Below are 22,364 nucleotides of genomic sequence, written 5' to 3' on the forward strand. Positions count from 1 at the left end.
AATACTTTTTTCGTGATGTATGTCACGTCATTAGCTCACAATAATGAAGTTATGGCGCGTAAATATTCTTATTGAGGAGAAAACCCCGCCTGTGCCAAGAGGCTGGCCAGCGCTATAATCCTGCGGTTTAACGAGTCCTCCATTTATCAATCAGGTTTATCATGACCGTAAGAACCCGAATCGCACCGTCTCCAACCGGTGATCCCCACGTTGGTACAGCCTATATTGCCCTCTTCAACCAGTGTTTTGCCCGCGCTCAAGGCGGCCAGTTTGTATTGCGTATTGAAGACACCGACCAGCAGCGCAGTACCCCGGAATCGGAGAAAGCCATTCTCGACAGCCTGCGTTGGCTCGGACTGGATTGGCAGGAAGGACCGGATGTCGGCGGCCCTCACGGCCCCTATCGCCAGAGTGAGCGCGGCGATATCTACAAAACCTACTGCGATGAGCTGGTACAAAAAGGGCACGCCTTCCACTGCTACCGAACTGCAGAAGAACTGGAACAACTCCGTGAAGGTTTGCGCGAAGCGGGCCGCACTTCACTGAAGCCCAGTGACCTGGCTCTGCCGGAAGAGGAAGTTGAAAAGCGTCGCGCTGCTGGAGCACCTTATGTAGTGCGTATGAATGTGCCTGAGAGCGGCACCTGTGTGGTGGAAGATCTGCTGCGCGGTACTATTGAAATCGACTGGGCCCAGGTAGACGCACAAATTCTGCTCAAGTCCGATGGTATGCCCACTTACCACTTGGCGAATGTGGTGGATGATCACCTGATGGAGATCACCCATGTTCTTCGCGGTGAGGAGTGGATCAACTCCGCACCTAAGCACAAACTGCTGTACGAATACTTCGGTTGGGAAATGCCGGTGCTCTGCCACCTGCCGCTGTTGCGCAACCCGGACAAGACCAAGCTTTCCAAGCGCAAGAACCCCACTTCTATCCTGTATTACCAGCGCGCCGGCTTTATGCCCGAAGCACTGCTTAACTACCTCGGCCGCATGGGTTGGTCCATGCCGGATGAGCGCGAGAAGTTTTCTCTCGAAGAGATGCTAGAGCACTTCGATATTAAGCGTGTTTCCCTGGGTGGCCCGGTATTTGATGTAGAGAAGCTGTCCTGGTTGAACGGCCTTTGGATTCGCGAGCTGAAAAATGAGCAACTCGCCGATCGCCTGACCGAGTGGATGTTTAACCGCGACAACCTGCTCAAGGTTCTGCCCCAGGCGAAAGAGCGCATGGAAACCTTCGGTGACTTTGCCCCGCTGGTTAGCTTCCTCGCCTCTGGCAAACTGCCCCTGACCGAAGACAGCTTCAGCGGTAACAAGCTGCCCCTGGATGACCAGAAGAAGCTACTCCAGTTTGCCCTGTGGCGTTTGGAAGCCCTTCGCGCTTGGGACAAGGACAGTATCTTCCAGGCGGTGAAGGCGCTGTCCACGGCCATGGAAATCAAGCTAAAAGACTTTAACGCTCCACTGTTTGTCGCCATCAGCGGCACCACTGCGTCCTTCTCCGTGATGGAAGCCATGGTGCTCCTGGGCCCCGACCTCAGCCGCGCCCGCCTGCGCCAGGCGATCGACGTATTGGGCGGTGCCGGGAAGAAGGTGCTGAAGCGCTGGGAAAAAGAGTACGCTGGACTCAAGTAAGGCTTATCCGCGTTGGTGACCCCCCGGAAGCAGCAGCCTCTGGGGGCCTGTGGTGTCAGCAGCTAACTAATTGATTAAAAAGTTATTTTTTCTGTTGACAGGCGCCTAAACCTTGCTAAAATGCGCCCCGCTTTCGACGGAAACGTCAGGTAACAAAATTTGGGGCTATAGCTCAGCTGGGAGAGCGCAACACTGGCAGTGTTGAGGTCAGCGGTTCGATCCCGCTTAGCTCCACCAAATTTCCCTTGTCTATCAAGGGGTTGCAGAAGAAGAGAAATTGACTTCTACAAACTGCACATAAACCCGTACACAAATTTACGGGTATTGAAAAAGGGCCTTATCGGCCCTTTTTTTTCGCCTGAATTTCTCTCCCTCATAGTTTTCTTAGGTGGCCTGCTGGCCTTCCCGAATTAATGTTTAATTCTGGGCAGGTGAAGCTTCACCGCTTCGCGATCAGCCTTTCTCTAAAACTCGAGAAAATCTATTCATTTAAATGTGTACCATAGATCCAATTCGGAGGCCGATTATCATATGAGTTTTTCAGCTTAAAAAGGATCTTATGGGTGTATGGGGCGAAGTGGTATAAATAAGGGGAGTTTTAATTAATTGCCGTGGTTTAGTGCAAAGGGAAAGTGATAGCCAATGAATGATGAAGCCTCTGAGATAGAAGCCGATAACACACTGAGCTCTGTGAAGAAAATCAAATTACCTTTGAGGGATGGTAATGAGCCGTACACATTTAATTCTGTTGAGCAGCTTGAAGTCTTTATTTCAGAGGAGAAAAATTGTTGGGAATGGCTTAATGGTGTCCCAGCTCAATGGAGTATATTTTCTAAACATCTTAAGACTCATATCTTAGATGTTGTTTTGAGTATGTTGTCCAGCGTCGCTTCACATTGGAAAAACAAAGATATGGCAGCTGTACATCAAAGTACAGCACGTATTGAAGATTTACTTAATGTTATAGATTTTCCATTTTCATGTCGAAAAAAAGGAAGAGCAATATTACATGAAAGAAAATATTCAAATATAGTCTCTATAAATATGCTGTACCTGAGTTGCGTCCCGAGTGATGGATTCCAGGGGCAAGAAATAAAAAAAGTTGTAGATCAATATCTATCGATAGCAAGTTTAAATAGAAATTCACATTTTTCTAAACTTTACAAGGCATTTGTAGACTCAGAACCTTTCCGATTAAAGGCAAATAGGATATTAAATAGAATTGAGCTTTTTGGGATTGATAGTGAAATTGAAAAAGTTTCTGAGGAGTTAACAAAGGTTTGTAATGAAGTATCGAGCATTAAAGAGCTCTGTGAGGAGTCATCATCAGAATTTGAAAGCTGGAAAAGCGATGAAAAAAAAGAATATATTAAATGGGTAGGCGAGACAAAGCGAGACTTAAATGTACTGGCTAGAAAGGTCCTACGAAAATTCGTAACTCTAAAAACTACATATATTAGAAGATCAAGTAAAGTTCTTTCTATAGCTGAGAAAGAAGTTTCGAGCGCAAAGGATGTGTATCTATCACAGGTGGAGCTTAATGCGGCTGTAACCTACTGGGAAACTAAAAAAAGTACACATAATAATTCAAGAAAAATATGGCTTGGTTTTCTTATTACTTTGCTCGTTATAACTTCAATATCACCTTTTTTGATAATGAAGTATCTTCCTGTTAAGGAGTTGGCTGATGATAAGCTTCTTTTGAATGTATTAAATCCAGCAACACTTATCACTACGGTGTTGGTGATATCTATACTTAGTTTCTCTATACGTTTATGTTCAAAGCAATTCTCTACTCAACAACATCTTTATTTAGAGGCTGAAGAGAGGAAAACTATGCTTAAAACATACTTAGCACTTATGAATGAGGGTAAGCTTGTGGAGCAGGAAGATCGAAAATTGGCTCTTGATGCTCTCTTTAGACCAGCACAAACGGGAATGGTTACGGAAAGTGGTAATATTGTACCATCGGATTCTGTAGTTAAAATTATTGAGCGTCAGTCAGGTAAAACATGATGAGATTTTGTGGGGGAATTTAATAGGTATTGTTGTTCGCTGGATAAGACTGAAAGTGACGAAAATAAAAGGGTTTGGGGGCGCGCAAGCCCCTTCTTAATTCAAAACTCTCTCCCAATAGCCTGCTCATCCAAATAAATACTAATCTCCTCATAATCAATACCATGTCCCGCTTGATAAGACTGCGTAACAAGCTCATCAGTATGCGCCATCAATTGCTGCACTGACTTCACGTCATATCCCATTCGCTTAAAACGGTCTGAAGCCAGACTACGCACTTCATGGAAGCTGGGTGGGATTTGGTTTTTAGGTAAGCCGATATAGAGTCCGGTAGCGTTGCGGACTTCAGTGAACATATCGCTAAGTCGGTCTGGGCTTACCTGGCAAACATGCTCTTTAGTTTTTCCGGTGCGCCGTTGCTTAGGTGAGTGACTCGGTATGTAGGGGCAGCGGTAGTTTCTTAGGCTGAGTTCCCTTGCACGGCTAATAAGTTTGCCAAGTTGTTGGTGGGTTTTTAAATTAAAACTCAAATGGCTGGCGGCGAGGCTATCTCGTTGCGCTTCAGATTTATTGATTGTTTTGCGAAGGTGGTCGCCTTGCAGGTGTTTATCAAAGTTCAACTCACAAATATCGGCGCGACGCATGGTAGTGAGCATACTGATACCCATAGCCACCTGTAACGCTTCATAGCCTAATTCCCCGGCCTTTTCATAGATGGTCCAGTAAGCTTCCAAGGTTAAGCGTTGACGCTTTTTAATGGGCTTTCCCTTTTCCAGCAAGCGCGGACGATCGTCGGCGGTGGTAAACGGGTTGCTTTCTAATTTGCATAACCCTTCAGCCATTAGGTAATTAAAGAATTTATTAAACTCCGCGCGGCGTGCGTGCTGTTGATGATAGCTGAGGGATTCCCACCATTTGCGCAGGTCAGCCAATTTGGCTTTATGTATGGAGATTGCTTCGAAGTCTTCGCCAAAACGTTTCAGAGCGTTACACCGATTTTGCCAGCTGGCCTTGCTGGGTAATTGTGAGTCATTCTCAACCCGCCATTCGATATAGCGTACAGCATGGAAAGCGAAGCTTGCTCTATCCGGAGCTTTTGTCGGTTTGCGCTGGACCTTCTCACCGCGCATTTTATTGGCTTCCTCTGCCATCCTTACCGCATCTTCTAATGATGCAGAGAAAACCCGATAGCGCCCGTCGGGTAAGCAATATCGCCAGTAGTTTTCACGTTTGCGTGCGTCTGGGTAAAGGTTGTCGGGTAGCGGTGTATCGCCCCACATGCGTATCTTTTTAGGTCTGGCCATTTCCTTGCTCGCCTACTGCTTAATCTGTTCTCAGCCTGCCAACAGGTCCATCCCGCTTCTGGGCTGGCCGTCATTGGCGGAGGTGTTTTGTGCTGGGGTTTTGCCGGTGTGGTCGCGTATGGCGAACCTGTCGGCATCCACATAGGGCTCCCCTGCGATGATCTGGCCGGGGATATGCTCGGCCTCTATCCACTCCAAGATTTTCTCTTTTCCAGGGCGGGAGCCTTTTTCGAATTGCTCCTTGGCCCATGTGACCCCTTTAACCAGCTTACCCATTGGGCAGCCCTCCCTGACTCGCGAGGAAGTATCCCCGGCCATTTTTATTGAGTGTGCCCGCCTGTTGCAGGGCGTCGAAAACGGGTTTAACGGTTCCGTGTCGAAGGCGCATTTCGTTGATGATGTTGCGCATGACGGGCTTGTGGCCGAACTCCCCGGCGCGGATTCGCTGGGCGAATTGCTGTTGTTCTTCGCTCAAGTGGGTGGTGTGTAACAGTTGTGTTTCCACCGTTTCAGGCTGTTGCAACGGTGCAGTGGCGCGTTTCGCAACTGTTACGGCGGCGTTAAACGCGAGTAACGCTATGTCGGTGATGATCGCTAGGGCGAGGAAGCCGATATGCTGAACCTTTGCCGGGTCTGCGTTGAGGGTGTTCGCCAAGCTGCTGAAGGCGCTGTGGGTGCTGGGTGTCTGTTCGATTGTGGATAGCTTTTCTATGAGCTGCGTGCGCTCAGCCTCCATTGTGGATAACTTTGCGGCGGTATTAATGGCGCGTTGGCGGTAGCCGTTGTTGGCATTGGTTTTGATCAAACCGATTAGGGGGTTGCCCTACTGTCCTAGGCTGGTTAGCTACTGCACGGTTGCTGTTCCATGTCATCGGCAGCAGCGGTTGGAAGGTGGCCAACTACCCTGTGATTTTGCTGGTGATTAGTGGGAAAAATTCGACGGGGTGGTTGGGCAGATATTCGGGAACTTTAATGGGATTTACTGGAAGTCCCCAGTATGAACACCTTGTTCTTTATTAAAAATTGAGATAGGTCAGAGTAATATCGAAGATAGTGATATAATGAACTATCCCTTTGAATGCACTGAAGTGAATTTGAAGTAGTATTCCAATAAATTGAGATTAAATAATGCGCGTAGTATTTGTTGTGTTGGCTTTAATATTTGGGTTGGCCGGGTGTGTACAGCAATATGTCTTTAATCATGAGTCTTCCAGTCAGATAGTGGAAGAACCACAATCAGACAAAGCACAAATAATATTTCTTCGTCCTTCTGCTGGAGTGTTCGCAGGCTTCAATGCATTAGTATTTGATATTACAGATGATAATGATCAAATTGTGGGAGTTGCGTCGGCTAAGTCAAAATTCTTGATAAATGTTGATCCCGGTACTTATACATTTATGGCTACAGAAGGTATTAAAGGCCATGTCATGCAGGCCACGGTTGAGCCTGGGCAACGATATTACATTGTTGTAAGACCTATATATGGGCAAGGTTTCCAATTACGTCCTATGAAAAACAATATAGATGGAGAGTTTTCTCTAGAAAGTTCAGAACTACAGTTATGGCTATCAAAAACCTTGATTGTCGATAAATCTTCTGGTGCAGATGATTGGCATGCCTCATATGAAGAAAAAGTACAAAAGGTGAAAGAAAAAGCTTACGAAGTCTGGGCTGAAAAATCTGATGACCAACGTCAGCTTCTGACGATAGATGTTAAGGACCGAGTTCTTTACTAGCTATAAAAAGCAGGGTAGCCAGGTGTTTAAGACAAAGGTTGCTCAAGTGATATAAGAGAAGTCAGAGTATTTGAATAAGCGTAACATTTTGTACTTTTACATTTAGATGTACTTACTCTCCATACTTGTTGTGGCAGCCACACTAAGCGGCTGCCACAAAACCAGATCCCATGCCCAATAATGCCAGCTGTTACTCCCCTGTTGGTAGCGATTGCCAGAATTTTCGTCTAGAAGTGTTGACTCGCTTCTCTCTGGTTCCAATAACCTTTAGCAATAAATTATTTATACTGTCGTATCAGGTTTATGGTTGCCCTTATACCGGCCAGATCTTAGACCAGGCTTCAGATTTAGGCGTAGAACATATAGTACTTCTTATAAGAGCGGTAGTACCAAATGGGTCCTAAACGGTGTGTATTAGGTAAAGATTCAGCCAATCTTTGGTTGATGGGCTAGGGGCAAAAGTAAAGCCGAGAGGGTAAAGGCCTTGATGAGTGATTGCCGCATAGCCTGCCCGGGAACTCTATTTTCAGCAGGCTGAAGCAGTGGCGAATCAGTATGGGCTGTTGTGTTTAATTAAAGTAAGTTGCCAAATCTTTTGGGAAAAATTACTTTACTTGGCTTGGAAGCGACTACTGTGATGTATCTTTACTACCTGGTTGATATCTCGGGTAAACTATATCGATATCAAGTAATTGATTAATTAAATACTTTAAAGGATTAAAATATATGGCCAAGCTATTCTTGACTTCGTATTTTGCTGAGGTCGCTAGTGCGATCGCGAGTTTTGATAAGCGGCTTGAAGGTAAGAGGGTTACATTCATCCCTACTGCAAGCATTCCCGAAGAGATCACTTTTTATGTGGAAGATGCCAAGAAGGAACTGGAGCAGTTAGGTCTTATTGTAGATGAGTTGGAAGTCTCTAAAGCTTCAATGGATGAGATAAAAGATAAACTGCAAAACAATGAGTATATCTATGTAACTGGTGGTAACACCTATTTTCTACTTCAAGAACTTAGACGTAGCGGGGCTGATAAAATCTTGTTGGAGCAGATTAGTCTGGGTAAGCCCTATATAGGTGAGTCGGCAGGTACTGTAATCCTGTCGCCGAATATCGCATATATCCAGGAGATGGATAACCCCGATGCAGCGAAGAATCTAGAGTCTTATGACGGGTTAAATCTCGTGCACTTCTATCCCTTACCTCATTATGGAAACCAACCATTTGAAGATGCTGCTGAGCTTGTTATTTCCAAATATTCAGACGAGCTGGAATTAGCTCCGTTCAGTAACAATCAGTTGATCGCCGTAATCGATGGAGAAGCAGAGACCTGGATTGCGGTGTCTTAGTAAGTCGATAACCACTGTATGATAAGTCATACTATCTATATTTTATTAAGATTGCTGCAAGTGCCTAGTGGTTAGGAAAAAGATAAATTCTAGAAATTCTCTCTTCTTTAGAGCTTTTCTTTCAAGGAGTGCTTAAAATTGGGGAAGGTAAGAAGTTATAGCTTGAGTTGATCGGAACGTTAAAGAATACTGCCGGGGAGCAAGTGATAATGTGACTTACTCCCTGACGATGCTAGTGCTTATTCGCTTGCAGCATTACAGTTATAGATTTTCGCTGGGATATGCGTGCCTGTTACAGTCTTACCTGCCGATACTCCATTAGGCATATAGATATCGCCAAATTGCGCCATTGAAGAAGCCTTAACCACATGGGTTCCACCTCTTCGCACAGCCCTTTTTTGTAACCAAGGAGTACAAACATCTCCCTGGTTAACCCTGATTGTTTTGCATGTTACATCTTCTACTAGTACGCATTCTTCTATAGCCTCAGCGTTAGAAAATACTATCTTCTGCATCGCTTCTTTTTCCTGGGCACTTGTACATCCCATCAAAGTAATTGCGGACGCTAGGATGGTAAGGCCAGTTTTAATGGATAACTTTTTACACATTACATCGTTTCCATAGGCTGAAAGTTAATCTGCTTAGATGAATATGATGCCACAACCAGGCTCTGCTTGCTGTTTAAAAAATGCTCAAGCGCCATATATGACTGTATTTTTTTAATGGTAAAAATAGGAGATTTACAAGAAGCTCTTAAGTGAGGCTCTTATTTAGCATATCGCGACATCTGTAATTCGAGAATTTGAAAAAGGGCTAATTATGACAGTCCTCTATTAGCAACTTTTACAGTTCTCCCTGATTTTTTGATGAATACTTATAAGGGCATGTTTAATTGTGATTCGAGAATACCTGAAAGAAATATTATGCACTACTGTTTATTAGACCAAATTCCTGACAATACGCAAGAGTAGTCATAGGTATCTCGAATATTCTGAGAGGGTACTTTAGGTGTAGCCTTTGGTATATATGAATTATTTGGTAACTTTCTTTGGTCACTATTTCGATGGCTATTTATCGAGTCTTTAGAAAAATAAAAATTAGCTCTCAACATCTATGCTTCTCTTTAGAAACCTTTCGGCTGGTTAGATAGATGAAAAATGAATAAATCTTAAATAAAAGCAGGAGTATTTATTGACTTTTTAGTCGGCCATATGTTCCTATCGCAAAGGATGGATAAATAAGAAGTTTAAGAATTAGTTCTAAAAGGAAGTCAATGAAAAAGCATAGTATCTTACTCTCTGGGCTACTTGGATTGGTAGTTTCTCTTGGGGCTTTAAACGTTTTTGCTGAAGCTGATCCTGAAGAGGGTAAAGAGCAATCAGATGAACAGTTAAGTGAATGCTTTGCTGCTACTTTATGGCAAGTATCTGGAAGGTCATTAAACAATGGGGAAGTTCCAGAAAAAACTGTAAAAGTACCCGAGGGGTGGAAAGTTGTAGGGGGAGGTATTGGTGGAGCAAGAGGTGAAGCTCTTATGATTCTTTGCCGATAATACTCATTCGTATAATCCCAATTTTATTAATGGGTGAATGCTTCGGCTGATCTGTGTCAGCATGCACACGTATGCTGACGATTAACTGCCTCATAGAGCAGATGAGATAAAGTCCATATCTGTATCATGAAGTTACAATCATGCTGGTTTATATGGCTAATTTAACTGTTAAGGATTATCAGATGTCAGAAGGATACCAGCGAGTAAAGTTATCTATCAAAAAGTATATAGTGATTTTTTGTGTATTTGCTCTTGGTTTTGTTATTTCCAGTTTTTTAAATGCCAGAGCTCAATTACTGGAGGATATGAGTAAATATAATAGAGAAGCAATATTTATTGATAGGCTATTAAAAATTTACAGCAATACCTGTGACAAATTTGAGTATGGCCAGTATTATGCTTTTCAAGAACATGCCTTAACGAGATATGAGTTTATTATATCTAACAATAGTGGTTTCCCATATTATTTGGATCCGAATACTTTAACGTTCCACTATGATGCAAGTATTTACTATCGTGAAAGCTGGGTTTCAACCAAAAAGCAAATAGAAGGCTGTCAATCTATGCCCCATTAATTCAGGGGCTTATTGTATCCCTCTTTGGAACTTGTACTTGAGATAATACTATCTAGAACGGTAGCCCTTTAATGGGCATCAATGCTGAGTTCTTTGTCCTTATTTACAGGGTATATGTAGGTATAATGGCGTTCTAAATAAGGTTGAGAGTTTTAGGTGCTCATCTACGTCATTAAGAGACGTGATGGAAGATAAATCTCCTATCTCTACTTCTGCTATTTTCGGTTTCAAATATAGGTTGATCAGTATGTTCATAGTATCCCTTACCTACATAAAGCCCCTTGAAGAAGTGAATAAGTTTATTCCAGAACATCTTGAATTCTTGAATGAATACTACGAGCTAGGATACTTCCAGCTATCCGGTCGTAAAGAGCCTCGCACAGGTGGGGTAATTCTGGTGACCATAGGTAGCCGGTCCGCGTTAGAGAAGGTACTTAAACAAGATCCATTCTATCGTGAAGGATTGGCCAATTATGAAGTGACACAAATAATACCGACTAAATCCTCACCAGAGTTAGAGTTTCTGATTGAAACCTAGTCAAAAAATTAAGAAAGGTAATAGTTTTTCGATCGTAAATACTTTTGAGCTGTAGTGGCTTATGTGAACATAATTGCGGGGGTAAGCAATATAAGGAGTCAGAAAATATGTAGTTGAGAGGCGAGCAATAAATTACCCGCCTGTGAGTACGTAGAGTCACTATAAGACCCTAACTCGCTAGATAGATCTCAACCTAGAGGAGTTGACAGCGAGGAGGTGAGGATTTCTTTGTGCTTTATCCGTATGCCCCTAATCATGGCTGTTCAGTAGACTTTGTCGAGCAAATCATGAACCTTATGGATAATGGACTAGCGCCAGCCATATCCATATCTTCGCATATTTAGTTGATCTCTGAGGGCAGGATTGCGGATACGAGTGGAAGGATATTCAAAACCCTCATTTTTTCCCCAAGGTGAATCTTACTGTTCTCAAAAAAAGTGGTACACAAATGCAAGATAGGTTGTGCTGATGCGTAGTTGAAATGATCCAAAGTCACTTTGCCTACGATTGTACGGATGAAGAGCAGTCTTAGAGAGGGGTACATTGGTACCAATTTCTTCTCTCAAGGGTATCTCCAAGCCTTCGAAACTTTTACTGAAAGTACTCGGATAACCTTTTCTTTATAGCTTTTATATCCCTCCTAAAAATTACCTTGGCGTGAATTTTGCTCAGCAAAAATGAATGAATATTGAAATAGCTACGTATAGAGGAATACTGGATGGTTTCTGTAAGCGACGAAAGAAGTTATGCCAGCGATGGCGTTAAGTACTTCTCTGATGTCTTTTTGCGCCTGTTTTTTCCAGTTACTGTTGGTGTTTTCACATTCATAAAAGATGTAAGTGATAGCATTTAGTCCCGTGACTAGAATGTACCTAAAGGATGTCGCCTGCTTGTTCATAGAAGCTTTAGTGATCCTTGTGAGAGGGTGCCTGCTGGGCCTATCAGCTGTTATGGGCAGCTTTAAACGAGACTATTGAGGCGAACGTAATGGCACGTAATTAATTAAAAAATGACGAATAAGGAGCGCTACGATAGGATTCTGCGTCCATTTTGACGTGCGCTGACAATTGAATGGCGACTTTTGACTCAGAATGAACGGGGTGTGACTCAGAGAGGCCGATCTAATAAAGGGTTTTGATTCTCTGAGCTGCCAAAATTTAACGAAGTAATTGTCTCAGTTTCCACCCAAGCTAGGGAAGCGACTGGTTCACAGAATGCCAAGAAAATAATCACTATGCATCCATCAACCCAACGATCCTTTTGGCAAGTTCAGCGTGATGTAATTTACGCATTGTTGGTGCGCGAGATGAAAACTCGCTTTGGTAAGTGGCGACTGGGGTATGCTTGGATGCTTCTCGAGCCGGTGCTGCATATTATGGTCTTGGTAGCAGTATTTAGTTTCCTGAAAGATGCATTTTATCCAGGTGTTCCAACTCCCCTATTTATGCTTGGAGGGATCGCGCCTTTCCTATTTTTTACATACTGCTTTCAAAAGGGGTTAACGGCGGTAGAGTCAAATAGAGGGTTGTTTAATTATCGCCAGCTTAGGCCATTTGATGCTGTACTTACTCGAGTGCTTCTAGAGTTTGTTATCTACTTGGGAACAATTATTGCACTTTTGGGTATATTTGCTTGGTTTGGCGTTTCAACTCGATTTAATGACTTTTTACTTCTAGTGGTAGTAAATGTTTTCTTTTTTTGTTTTGGCTTAGGTTTAAGTCTGGCTCTTTGTATCGTAGGGGTGAAATTTCCCGAAATTGCAAAGTTTTCTCCGATGCTTGTACGACCTCTTTACTTTATGTCTGGAGTGTTCTTTTCTCTAGAGCAGGTCCCCAAGGAATATCATATATATTTAGAGTGGAATCCAATATTACATGTGATTGAATTAACCCGAGAAGGGCTATTCGAAAATTATCATGGGATGTTTGGGGATTTGACATATTTAATTGGCGCTTCAATTACAATGCTGGCTTTTGGGCTCTTGTGCTATCGGGCCAATTGGCGTGATTTGGTAAGAAGTCAATGATTCAATTAGAAAATCTCACTAAATCTTTCCGGACTCCACATGGAAGAAAAGTGCTGTTTAAGGATGTAAATGCAAATTTTCCAGAAGGAAAAAATATAGGAATTCTGGGGCGAAATGGAGCTGGAAAAACAACCCTACTGCGGATTATAGGGGGGATTGATTATCCGGACTACGGACGAGTTATCACTGATCAGAGGATTTCATGGCCAATGGGATTGGCTGGAGGATTCCAGGGTAGTATGACCGGCCGTGAGAATGTTGCTTTTATCTGTGGGATTCATGGTATTTGGGGGAGTGAACAGCGGAGGTTGATGGATAGAGTTCAGGGCTTTGCAGAGATAGGAAACTACTTTGATATGCCAGTAAAAAGCTATTCATCAGGAATGCGTTCACGAGTAGCCTTTGGTTTAAGTATAGCCGTTGATTTTGATATCTATTTAGTGGATGAGGTAATGTCAGTTGGCGATGCTCAATTCAAAAAAAAATGTGAAGAAGTCATTGCTGAAAAGCGTAAAAACTCTTCTTTTATTATTGTGGCACATGCCATGTCGATGCTGAAAAAGAACTGTGATGTAGGTATTTACCTTGATTCTGGTGGTCTCAGCATCTTTGACACTGTTGATGAAGCTATTGAACTTTATAGAGGTGAAAAAGCAGATGATAAGCCTGAGCCAAAAAGTGGTTTCGTCAAACCGGCAGTAAGCGCCTAAGAGTCATTTATGGAAGCTAAAGAGTTAATTATCGACCAAGAGAAACAGGGTTTAGATAAAAAAAAGGAGGAGACCAAAATCTTTTCTAAAAAAATATACCATGGCTTTTCAAAACTACTAAGAAGTAAAGGGAATGCAGCTGGAGGGGGCATTCTAAAAATGCTCTATCAATCTAAAGGTATTTCGCTACTTGTGGTATTACCAATTCTTTTAATGAGTGGATATTATCTTTTTGGTGTGTCTGAGCGTTATGTGAGCAGTGCCCAGTTAATTGTAAAAGATAGTGTTTCTTCACAGGCAGCATCGCCTGCATTGGGATTCTTGATACCTGGTATGTCGGCAGACAATCAAGATGCCTTTTTAGTAGTCAATTATATTCAATCATTGGATATGGCTCTATATTTGAATGAAGCCTTACAGCTGGCAGATTATTATAAAAGTTCCAGTCACGATGTCATCTCGAGACTGGCTTCAGATGCCACCCAGGAAGACTATTTAGAATACTATCGTGATCACATAGGTGTTGGCCACGATGAAGCTACTGGAATCATCACGATAGAGATGCAGGCCTTTGATCCTAAATTTGCTAAAAGTCTGGTCGAAACAGTTATTCAAAAGTCAGAAGATTTCGTTAATGGAATCAGTAATCAGCTTGCAGATAAGCAGGTAGCTTTTGTAAAAAATGAAGTTGACTTGGCTCAAGCTAAATTGCGTAGCACTAAGCAAGAGATACTCGATTTCCAAAATAATCATAAAGTGGTTAGTCCAGAAGAACTTACTAAAGGTATAAGTACTATTATTCAGGGGTTGGAGGCGCGGTTAGCTGAACAACGGGCTAACCTGACGGCTGCAAAATCTTACTTGAATATTGATTCCTCCCAAGTGGTATCTATGCAAGCCGATATAGATGCGCTTGAAAATCAAATTGAAGTAGAAAGGGTACGTTTGGTGGGCATAGATGAAGATGGAGGCGATCAGCGGCTTAATTTTCTTGCTGCAGATTTTCAGAATCTTGAGCTCGATCTGCAATTTGCAACTGACGCCTATGCTGCCTCCTTAAAAGCACTAGAAACTGCCCGTATGGAGGCTTCTGGGAAACTCAAACACTTGATGGTAGTAACTCAGCCATCTTTGGCAGAAAAAGCTGAGTATCCACATAAACTCTATAATCTAGCCAGTCTTGGGATTATTCTTTTGATGATATATGGAATAGGGAAAATGCTGGTTGTGACTATTCGAGATCATAGAATGTAATGCCTGATAAGGTAAGTAAAACCCACAGTGTCGGTGAGTATTTTTAACTAGCTGATTTGGTAAATATTAATTCACAAAGAAAAGCAAATGATTACTGAAAAAATAAAACGCTTCAGTTTTGGGTTGGGACTGTTGGTTTCACTATCCAGTATTCAGGCTGGAGCACTGGAAACGCAATTGATTGATGAGGTTGCCTCAACAGAAATGCCTAAGACAGGTATACCCGTTTTTGGGGAGTCACTGTTTCAGGGAGCGTTTAAAGATCAGCCATTTAGTGGATTTAATCCCGACTATAGAATATCGATTGGCGACCAGGTTAATCTACAACTTTGGGGTGCCTATAGCTTCAGCGCGACATTACCGGTTGATCCGAAAGGTAATATTTTTGTTCCCGAGGTTGGTCCAGTCCATGTTGCTGGAGTGAAGAATGGCGCATTGAATGACTTTGTGTTGCGCCACGTAAAACGAGTATTTAAGAATAATGTGCAAGCTTATGCCAATTTAGAGGCGAGCCAGCCGGTTAAAGTCTTTGTAACGGGCTTTGTTGAGAACCCTGGTCTGTATAACGGCTTTAGCTCAGACTCGATCCTTTACTATTTAGATAGTGCTGGAGGTATCGATGAGCAAAGTGGCAGCTTTGTTGATATCAAAGTAATGCGCCAGGGAGAGGAAATACAAAAGGTAAACCTGTATAGCTTCTTGGTCGATGGAATTATGCCTGCTTTACAACTTCGCAATGGCGACGTGGTAGTCGTTGGTGCTCGCAATGGTTCGGTAACAGTTGAAGGAGCTGTTCAGCAAGCCGCACAGATGGAATTTACTGGACCATACACTCAACTGGGTGAAATGCTCCTCGTAACGAAGCCTGATCCGCAGGCAAACTTTGCACGAATTACTCAGGTAATTGATGGTCTCCAGCAAGCAGACTATATGCCCCTTGCAAATGCTATGACTACACGCCTTTATCCGGGAGCTCATATAGAGTTAGTGCGAGATAACGATATTGAGTCAATTTCAATCAGGGTCTCTGGTGAATTAGATGGGCCTGCAACTTATGTACTGCCCTATGGTGCAACTCTTGATGAATTACTGAGTCAGTTAAATTTTCGTGATAATGCAGACAGAAACTCCATACAGCTGTATAGAAAGAGTGTCGCTGATCGGCAGAGAGCTGCTCTTGATCGTTCTTTAGATGCGCTTCAGATGGAGGTTCTAACTCGTCAGCCCAACACTGACCTGGAAAAATCTGCGCAAAAAGATAGTGCCATGATGATTCAGAGCTTTATCGAGCAAGCGCGAAAGGCTGAACCCAGAGGCCAGGTTGTTATTGCGAACAATCCAAATGCAGCAGAAATGCTGCTTGAAGATGGTGATGAGCTGATTGTGCCTTTGAAGTCATCAACTGTGTCAATCGTGGGAGAGGTAATTTTCCCAACTTCCTTGGTCTACAGCAAGAAGCGGACTCTGGAAGACTACATAGAGTTGGCCGGCGGGTTTGCTAATAACGCAAATCGTAAAGAGCTGGTTATTCTACATCTCGATGGAACGATTAACCGTATAGAAGATGGTGATTTTGATAATCGTTTAGGGGATAGATTGCGCCCCGGAGATGAAATTATGATTATGCCAAAAATTCACTCCAGTGAATTACAAGTAACCAAAGATGTAACAGAAATACTCTACCGTATAGCTGTCGGAACCGCTGCAGTTCTATCTTTCTAACTTGGTACCAATAGGTTGTAAACTTTTTTAAGATTGGCTCTCATATTGCACGATATAAATCGGTATGGTTAGTTTCCTTACAGGCTGTTATAAGCTGTAAGTCTTATATCATACCGATTTTAAGTGTTGTATGTAATTATTCACTCCGAATTTGTCATTCTAAAGTTTGATGTCTTTCCAGGATTATCAGGTCTGCTAATCCTGTTTTTTCACGGCAACTCTTAATGCTTGATGTGACTATTAAATGAATATTGATTCAATGGTGGGGGAAATGCTTGTGAAGGGGTCTTCTGATCGGAAAGGAATAATTTTGGCTGGAGGTTCCGGCACACGCTTATATCCTTTAACAAAAGGTGTAGGGAAACAGTTAATGGCTGTTTATGACAAGCCTATGATCTACTATCCATTAACGACCCTTATGTTAGCAGGCATTAGAGATATCCTTATTATCACAACACCAGAAGAGCAGTACCTTTACCAGCGCCTGCTGGAAGATGGTGCACAGTGGGGGCTAAATATCTCCTATGCGGTTCAGCCCTCACCTGATGGTTTGGCCCAAGCATTCGTAATTGGTCGTGATCATGTAGGTGACAGTAATAGTGCACTGGTTCTGGGCGATAATATTTTTTACGCACATAACTTTAGCCGACTTCTTCAGCAGGCTGATAAACGAGACAATGGCGCTACTGTCTTTGGTTATCATGTTGCTGACCCTAAAGCGTACGGTGTAGTGGAGTTCGATACTGAAGGAAAAGCGGTAAGTTTGGAGGAGAAGCCCGAAGCACCCAAGTCAAACTATGCTGTAACGGGGTTGTATTTCTATGACAGCCAAGTCTGTGATATTGCTAAAGAAATCAAACCCAGTGCTCGTGGAGAGCTGGAAATCACCGATATCAATAAGGTTTATTTAGAGCAGGGGCAGCTAGACGTTGAGCACCTTGGTCGAGGTAGTGCCTGGTTGGATACAGGTACCCATGACAACCTTTTGGATGCAGCGCAATTTGTTCAGACAATAGAGCGTCGACAAGGACAGAAGATAGCCTGTCCTGAAGAAGTCGCTTATCGCAAAGGCTTTATTAGTGCTGAAGAACTGGAAGCTCAAATACAGCCTCTTATGAAAAGTGGGTACGGTAAATACTTAATGCAATTGCTAATTGAAAATGGCGAAATATTATCTTTAAGCGAACGCCGGTACGCTTCAAATATTTAAGTAATTGATTACATATATTGGTTATTTGAATTTTAACCAGGGTATCGTCTAGGGATGGACGGATCCATTACTTACAGTTTAAAGCTTGAGCTTGATAGAGCTTGGTCTTGGCGGTTGTAGGCATTTAGACGTTATGAATATTATTGAAACAGATATACCCGACGTAAAAATCATCGAGCCAAAGATATTTGGTGATGAAAGAGGATTTTTCTTTGAGTCATTTCGTGATGATGTATTTTTGGATAAATGTGAAAATAGAGCATTTGTACAAGATAATCATAGTAAATCTTCAAGGGGTATATTACGCGGACTGCATTATCAAACAGAGCAGACTCAAGGAAAACTTGTGCGAGTGGTACAAGGAGAGGTCTTTGATGTTGCTGTAGACCTACGCAAAAGCTCATCAACTTTCGGCAGCTGGGTTGGTGTTTATTTGTCAGCTGAGAACAAACGACAACTATGGGTGCCAGAAGGATTCGCACACGGTTTTTATGTTACAAGCGAATCGGCTGAATTTGTATATAAATGCACAGATTATTATGCACCAGACTATGAGCAGTCGATATTATGGAATGATCCGGACCTAAATATAAGCTGGCCGATCGAAGATGGGCGTCCCCCTCTACTCTCAAGGAAAGATGCTGAAGGCAGGCATTTCCGGGATGCCGACTACTTTGCATAACAAACAATAACAGTATATTTCTGAAATTGAAGTTAAGCCTTTATATAAGGTCTCCTCGTAATTAATAAATTAATTGCATTTTCAATGCTGCGATATAAGTCATGCGTATCATTATTATATGCAATCGGTTGGTGTATCTATGAAAATTTTAGTAACTGGCAAAAACGGTCAGCTTGGACGTGAACTTCATCGTTTATGTCCTGTGGAGCATAAGCTGATTGGCTTATCTCGCGAGGAGCTTGATATTACTGATCGGTCCGCCGTTGAATCGGTAGTAGAGAAGCATCGCCCAAATCTAATTATTAATGCCGCAGCTTATACGGCTGTAGATAAAGCTGAAAAAGAGCAAGATCTAGCTTTCGCTGTTAATACAATTGGCGCATCAAACCTGGCTGAGATATGTAAGAACCTTAGTGTTAGACTTATCCACATATCTACTGATTTCGTTTTTGATGGGAAAAAGTCATCCCCTTATTTGATAACAAATAAGTTGAATCCATTGGGGGTTTATGGTGCTAGTAAAGCGGAAGCTGAAGTTGCCGTTCAGAATGTACTACCAGAAGCGGTAATAGTACGTACTGCTTGGGTTTATTCTGCCGATGGTAATAACTTTGTTAGTACGATGCTTCGACTAATGTCTGACAGGAAGATATTAGGTGTGGTTGCAGATCAGATAGGCACACCAACATGGACTGGAACTCTTGCTAAGGTTCTATTCATATTAGCCGAGCAAAAGAGTGTAAAAGGTATCTTTCATTGCACCGATCTGGGAGTGGCAAGTTGGTATGATTTTGCAGTAGCAATATTCGAAGAAAGTAAGAAATTTGGCCTTATTCCTTCAGATAAAGAGCTTTCCATTGATGCAATTAGAACTGAAGACTATCCAACACCGGCTGAAAGGCCTTCATATAGTGTCTTAGATAAAAGCCGATTGATACATGAGCTAGAAGTTGAACTGCCACATTGGCGGGAGTCTCTGAGACAAGCACTATCCCTAAAATCTCAATAGTACAAATCGAGTTTAAATAAATCGTAGCTAATTTTTTGGTATGAAGATGAAACACTTGCTGGTAACCGGTGGCGCAGGCTTTATAGGAGCCAATTTTGTTCACTACTGGATGAAAACCTATCCACTAGACGTAGTAGTAGTTCTGGATGCACTCACCTATGCTGGTAATTTTGCAAACTTAGATTCAATTAGTGATCGGCCCACTTTCAAGTTTTATCAGGGTGATATTTCTGATACGCAATTGGTCGAAAATATACTTAGAGAGCATCAGATTGATACTTTGGTACATTTTGCAGCTGAGAGCCATGTGGACCGTTCGATAAGCGGGCCTGATGCTTTTATCCAGACAAATATTATCGGCACTCATAGCTTACTGAAGGCGGTAAAAAAAGTATGGCTGGATGAAGGGCTCCATCGAGAAACTCACCGTTTCCACCATGTATCAACTGATGAAGTGTATGGCACCCTTGAAGCAGAAGATCCTGCATTTAGTGAAACGAGCCAATACGCTCCAAATAGCCCGTACTCTGCCAGCAAGGCTGCCTCTGATCATCTAGTTCGAGCCTATCACCATACTTATGGACTGCAGGTAACAACCAGTAATTGCTCCAATAATTATGGCCCGTATCATTTTCCAGAGAAATTGATTCCGCTGGTGATCACAAATATTTTGCTCAATCAACCATTACCTATATATGGAGATGGAAAACAGATTCGCGATTGGCTTTATGTCGAAGATCACGCTAGGGGCATTGAGCAGGTGATACAAAAAGGGCAACTTGGAGAGTGCTATAACATCGGTGGCATTAATGAATGGGCAAACATCGATATTGTTAAACTCATCTGTGACTTGATGAATCGTGAGTTTGCTGAAAACACTGCGCTAGCCACTAAGTACCCTCAAGCGCTATCTGTTATCAAAGGTAATGCGCAAGAGTTAATTACTTTTGTCCAGGATAGAGCAGGCCATGACCGCCGCTATGCCATTGACCCAAAGAAATCCAATAATGAACTTGGTTATCAACCCCTGGAGAGTTTTGAGACAGGCATTTACAAGACCTTGCAATGGTATTTGAACAATGATTGTTGGTGGAGAGCGGTAATGGATGGCAGTTACCGTAAATGGATTGCACAACAATATAGTACCGCTGAATAAGGATGGAATGAGATAATGGGAATTAAGATACTAGAGCGTTTAAAAGCGGCAACAACTAAGCCCGCTAAGAATTTCCCGGAAATAGCTCAGGTTTGGGTTGATATATGCGGTGTTATTGGTGGCAAGCATTTATTAATACAAGGTTGGGCTTTTCATCCCGTCCATAATGCACTGGATTTTCACCTTGAATATATTGATAGCGATGAAGATTTTGAAGGGCCAAATATTGGTGAACTTAATTACTCAACGCTTCGCACAACTCGCTTAGATGTAAATCGACATTTTGGCTTTGAAGGTAGCGCCCGTTGGGGGTATAGCCTGTTGGTGGACTGGCCTTATGATCACCCAGTGAACGAAAAATCCCTGTGTTTATCTGTTGCTGCTAAAGACACTCAATCTAAGAGCGTTGAGTTAAATGCTTTTGTTGAATTAAGTGGTGAATCCCTATTTGGCCATTGTATGACTTGGCGTACGGATGAAAAGGCACAACTACTTGACTTGATGTTCGAAAGGATGGGTAACAGTGTATTTGAAATCCCAGGATTGCGTAAACTTGATGAAAACCAGCTTAAATCTAAAGTTAACTCCCACTGGGATAACATTTTAGCAGTCCCGGGTCACGGTTTATTCCTATCAGGCTGGCTTTTAGACGGACAAAATGATATGGCGAGTCTGGTTTTGCGCACTACCGATGGTAGTTATAGCGAAAACTTACTTAAAGAGTCTGCTCGCTATACTCGTCAGGATGTTCTGGAAGCTTTTCCTGGAAAAGCAAGTCCAACTTATAAGGCTGGATTCTTTGCTTGGATACCTATGCCACATTTAATTGAGCAAGCTAAGTTAGAACTTCTTTTTGTCACTAAAGATGGTGCTTTAGGCACTATTTCAGTACAGCAATCCAATGTGCGAGAAGATATCATTTTAGCTAGCCAACAGGTGTTAGTGAATTTTAATGTTACCGGAAGAGATTATCAGGTAAATATGCGTCAACATATCGGCCCAGCATTATCTGCATTTTGGTCGAATCGACGTGATCTTCTAGACGAACCTCGAGTTGAAGTACTGCAGTTTGGTACAGAGGTTCGCAATCCTAAACGTAGTGTCATTGTTCCGCTTTATGGCCGCTATGATTTTCTTCTACACCAGATTGCACAGTTTATTAATGATGAAGATTTTAATGAAACTGAATTAATCTACGTCCTGGATGACCCCAGACTTTACGATGAGTTTATCCCATTCTGTTATGACACCAGTATGTTGTTTCCTATTAGCTTTAAGGTGGTCTATGGGGGCAGAAATCTGGGCTATGCAGGTGCCAATAACCTGGGCGTCAAGTATGCAACCGCAGATAAACTAGTACTGCTTAACTCAGATATTATTCCAAGTAGTAGTGGTTGGCTTTCTCGAATTGAAAGAAAATCATCGGGCTTGGAAGATGTTGGCGTTGTTGCACCAAAGCTGGTATTTGATGATGGCACCATACAGCATGTGGGTATGAGTTTTTCCAAGAGTATGCAGTTTGGCAATCTATGGCTCAATGAACACCCGGGAAAAGGTAATCCGGAGTGGCTGTTAAATATCGATCCAGTCACTGAGTCCCCAGCTGTTACTGGGGCTTGCATGTTTATCACTAAATCGCTCTACCAGTCTGTCGGTGGTCTGGATGAAACTTATGTACTCGGTGATTTTGAGGATTCAGATCTTTGTTTGAAGTTGCGTGATATGGGATATCGTCATTACGTGCTTTCAGATGAGAAGCTCTATCATTTAGAGAGATTATCTCAGAACTTATTTGAAAATCGCGATTGGAAATTCAAGATTACCTTATACAACGCTTGGCAACACACAGAGCGCTGGGGAAATCTAATTGAGCAGCTGGTGCACTAAGG

20 protein-coding genes and 1 tRNA gene are annotated in these 22,364 nt (G+C 42.5%); 17 read left to right on the forward strand and 4 right to left on the reverse strand.

Annotated elements, in window-relative coordinates:
* Positions 1 to 161: 161 nt before the first annotated feature.
* The 3 genes from gltX (at position 162) to ACG1BZ_RS04140 (ending at position 3,653) form a co-directional block, all read left to right on the forward strand.
* Entirely contained in the window at positions 162 to 1,637 is a 1,476-nt protein-coding gene (gene gltX, locus ACG1BZ_RS04130) for a glutamate--tRNA ligase (protein ID WP_413664497.1), read from the forward strand.
* 161 nt (positions 1,638 to 1,798) lie between these two features.
* Positions 1,799 to 1,874, forward strand: a tRNA-Ala gene (locus tag ACG1BZ_RS04135).
* A gap of 405 nt (positions 1,875 to 2,279) precedes the next feature.
* On the forward strand, positions 2,280 to 3,653 hold the full coding sequence (locus ACG1BZ_RS04140) for a DUF6161 domain-containing protein (RefSeq protein WP_413664498.1): 1,374 nt from the start codon (positions 2,280 to 2,282) through the stop codon (positions 3,651 to 3,653).
* A 101-nt stretch (positions 3,654 to 3,754) separates the two neighbouring features.
* On the opposite strand, the gene ACG1BZ_RS04145 is transcribed toward ACG1BZ_RS04140, so the two are convergent.
* From ACG1BZ_RS04145 to ACG1BZ_RS04155, 3 genes are read right to left on the reverse strand one after another with little or no spacing between them, the layout of a single operon-like run.
* Positions 3,755 to 4,957: a tyrosine-type recombinase/integrase gene (locus ACG1BZ_RS04145; protein WP_413664499.1), complete on the reverse strand. Its 1,203-nt coding sequence runs from the start codon at positions 4,955 to 4,957 to the stop codon at positions 3,755 to 3,757.
* 30 nt (positions 4,958 to 4,987) lie between these two features.
* Positions 4,988 to 5,233, reverse strand: coding sequence for a hypothetical protein (locus ACG1BZ_RS04150; protein WP_413664500.1), 246 nt, complete (start codon positions 5,231 to 5,233; stop codon positions 4,988 to 4,990).
* The gene (locus ACG1BZ_RS04155) at positions 5,226 to 5,762 is read right to left on the reverse strand and encodes a hypothetical protein (RefSeq protein ID WP_413664501.1); all 537 of its coding nucleotides are present in this window, start codon (positions 5,760 to 5,762) and stop codon (positions 5,226 to 5,228) included. The genes ACG1BZ_RS04150 and ACG1BZ_RS04155 overlap by 8 nt, the downstream gene beginning before the upstream one ends.
* 323 nt (positions 5,763 to 6,085) lie before the next feature.
* Between ACG1BZ_RS04155 and ACG1BZ_RS04160 the strand changes: the two genes are divergently transcribed.
* On the forward strand, positions 6,086 to 6,694 hold the full coding sequence (locus ACG1BZ_RS04160; protein ID WP_413664502.1) for a hypothetical protein: 609 nt from the start codon (positions 6,086 to 6,088) through the stop codon (positions 6,692 to 6,694).
* Positions 6,695 to 7,420: 726 nt separating this feature from the next.
* Positions 7,421 to 8,041, forward strand: coding sequence for a Type 1 glutamine amidotransferase-like domain-containing protein (locus ACG1BZ_RS04165; protein WP_413664503.1), 621 nt, complete (start codon positions 7,421 to 7,423; stop codon positions 8,039 to 8,041).
* 239 nt (positions 8,042 to 8,280) lie between these two features.
* Here ACG1BZ_RS04165 and ACG1BZ_RS04170 read toward each other — a convergent pair whose 3' ends face one another.
* Positions 8,281 to 8,649, reverse strand: a complete 369-nt coding sequence (locus ACG1BZ_RS04170) for a hypothetical protein (RefSeq protein WP_413664504.1) — start codon at positions 8,647 to 8,649, stop codon at positions 8,281 to 8,283.
* 665 nt (positions 8,650 to 9,314) lie between these two features.
* On the opposite strand from ACG1BZ_RS04170, the gene ACG1BZ_RS04175 reads away from it, so the two are divergent.
* The 12 genes from ACG1BZ_RS04175 to ACG1BZ_RS04230 all read left to right on the forward strand — a co-directional run bounded on the left by ACG1BZ_RS04175 (position 9,315) and on the right by ACG1BZ_RS04230 (position 22,362).
* Entirely contained in the window at positions 9,315 to 9,593 is a 279-nt protein-coding gene (locus tag ACG1BZ_RS04175; protein ID WP_413664505.1) for a hypothetical protein, read from the forward strand.
* 182 nt (positions 9,594 to 9,775) lie between these two features.
* Entirely contained in the window at positions 9,776 to 10,168 is a 393-nt protein-coding gene (locus ACG1BZ_RS04180) for a hypothetical protein (RefSeq protein WP_413664506.1), read from the forward strand.
* 184 nt (positions 10,169 to 10,352) lie between these two features.
* On the forward strand, positions 10,353 to 10,706 hold the full coding sequence (locus ACG1BZ_RS04185; RefSeq protein WP_413664507.1) for a YciI family protein: 354 nt from the start codon (positions 10,353 to 10,355) through the stop codon (positions 10,704 to 10,706).
* A 1,306-nt stretch (positions 10,707 to 12,012) separates the two neighbouring features.
* Positions 12,013 to 12,732: an ABC transporter permease gene (locus ACG1BZ_RS04190; RefSeq protein WP_413664508.1), complete on the forward strand. Its 720-nt coding sequence runs from the start codon at positions 12,013 to 12,015 to the stop codon at positions 12,730 to 12,732.
* Complete coding sequence (locus tag ACG1BZ_RS04195) at positions 12,729 to 13,442, forward strand: ABC transporter ATP-binding protein (RefSeq protein WP_413664509.1); 714 nt, start codon at positions 12,729 to 12,731, stop codon at positions 13,440 to 13,442. Before ACG1BZ_RS04190 ends, ACG1BZ_RS04195 begins: the two co-directional genes overlap by 4 nt.
* Before the next feature lie 9 nt (positions 13,443 to 13,451).
* The gene (locus ACG1BZ_RS04200; protein ID WP_413664510.1) at positions 13,452 to 14,696 is read left to right on the forward strand and encodes a hypothetical protein; all 1,245 of its coding nucleotides are present in this window, start codon (positions 13,452 to 13,454) and stop codon (positions 14,694 to 14,696) included.
* 87 nt (positions 14,697 to 14,783) lie between these two features.
* The gene (locus tag ACG1BZ_RS04205; protein WP_413664511.1) at positions 14,784 to 16,418 is read left to right on the forward strand and encodes an SLBB domain-containing protein; all 1,635 of its coding nucleotides are present in this window, start codon (positions 14,784 to 14,786) and stop codon (positions 16,416 to 16,418) included.
* Between the two features lie 244 nt (positions 16,419 to 16,662).
* A complete protein-coding gene (gene rfbA / locus ACG1BZ_RS04210; RefSeq protein WP_413664512.1) occupies positions 16,663 to 17,628 on the forward strand; it encodes a glucose-1-phosphate thymidylyltransferase RfbA in 966 nt (321 codons plus the stop codon).
* A 133-nt stretch (positions 17,629 to 17,761) separates the two neighbouring features.
* Positions 17,762 to 18,310 carry a dTDP-4-dehydrorhamnose 3,5-epimerase gene (gene rfbC, locus ACG1BZ_RS04215; RefSeq protein WP_413664513.1) on the forward strand — a complete coding sequence of 183 codons (549 nt, stop codon included), beginning with the start codon at positions 17,762 to 17,764 and terminating at the stop codon, positions 18,308 to 18,310.
* Between the two features lie 139 nt (positions 18,311 to 18,449).
* The gene (gene rfbD, locus ACG1BZ_RS04220) at positions 18,450 to 19,319 is read left to right on the forward strand and encodes a dTDP-4-dehydrorhamnose reductase (RefSeq protein WP_413664514.1); all 870 of its coding nucleotides are present in this window, start codon (positions 18,450 to 18,452) and stop codon (positions 19,317 to 19,319) included.
* 46 nt (positions 19,320 to 19,365) lie between these two features.
* Positions 19,366 to 20,475 carry a dTDP-glucose 4,6-dehydratase gene (gene rfbB, locus ACG1BZ_RS04225; protein ID WP_413664515.1) on the forward strand — a complete coding sequence of 370 codons (1,110 nt, stop codon included), beginning with the start codon at positions 19,366 to 19,368 and terminating at the stop codon, positions 20,473 to 20,475.
* A 15-nt stretch (positions 20,476 to 20,490) separates the two neighbouring features.
* Positions 20,491 to 22,362 (forward strand): glycosyltransferase family 2 protein, encoded by a 1,872-nt coding sequence (locus tag ACG1BZ_RS04230; RefSeq protein WP_413664516.1) that lies wholly within the window; start codon positions 20,491 to 20,493, stop codon positions 22,360 to 22,362.
* The last annotated feature ends 2 nt before the right edge of the window (positions 22,363 to 22,364 follow it).

This window comes from Microbulbifer sp. CNSA002 (assembly GCF_047324085.1).
GTDB lineage: Bacteria > Pseudomonadota > Gammaproteobacteria > Pseudomonadales > Cellvibrionaceae > Microbulbifer.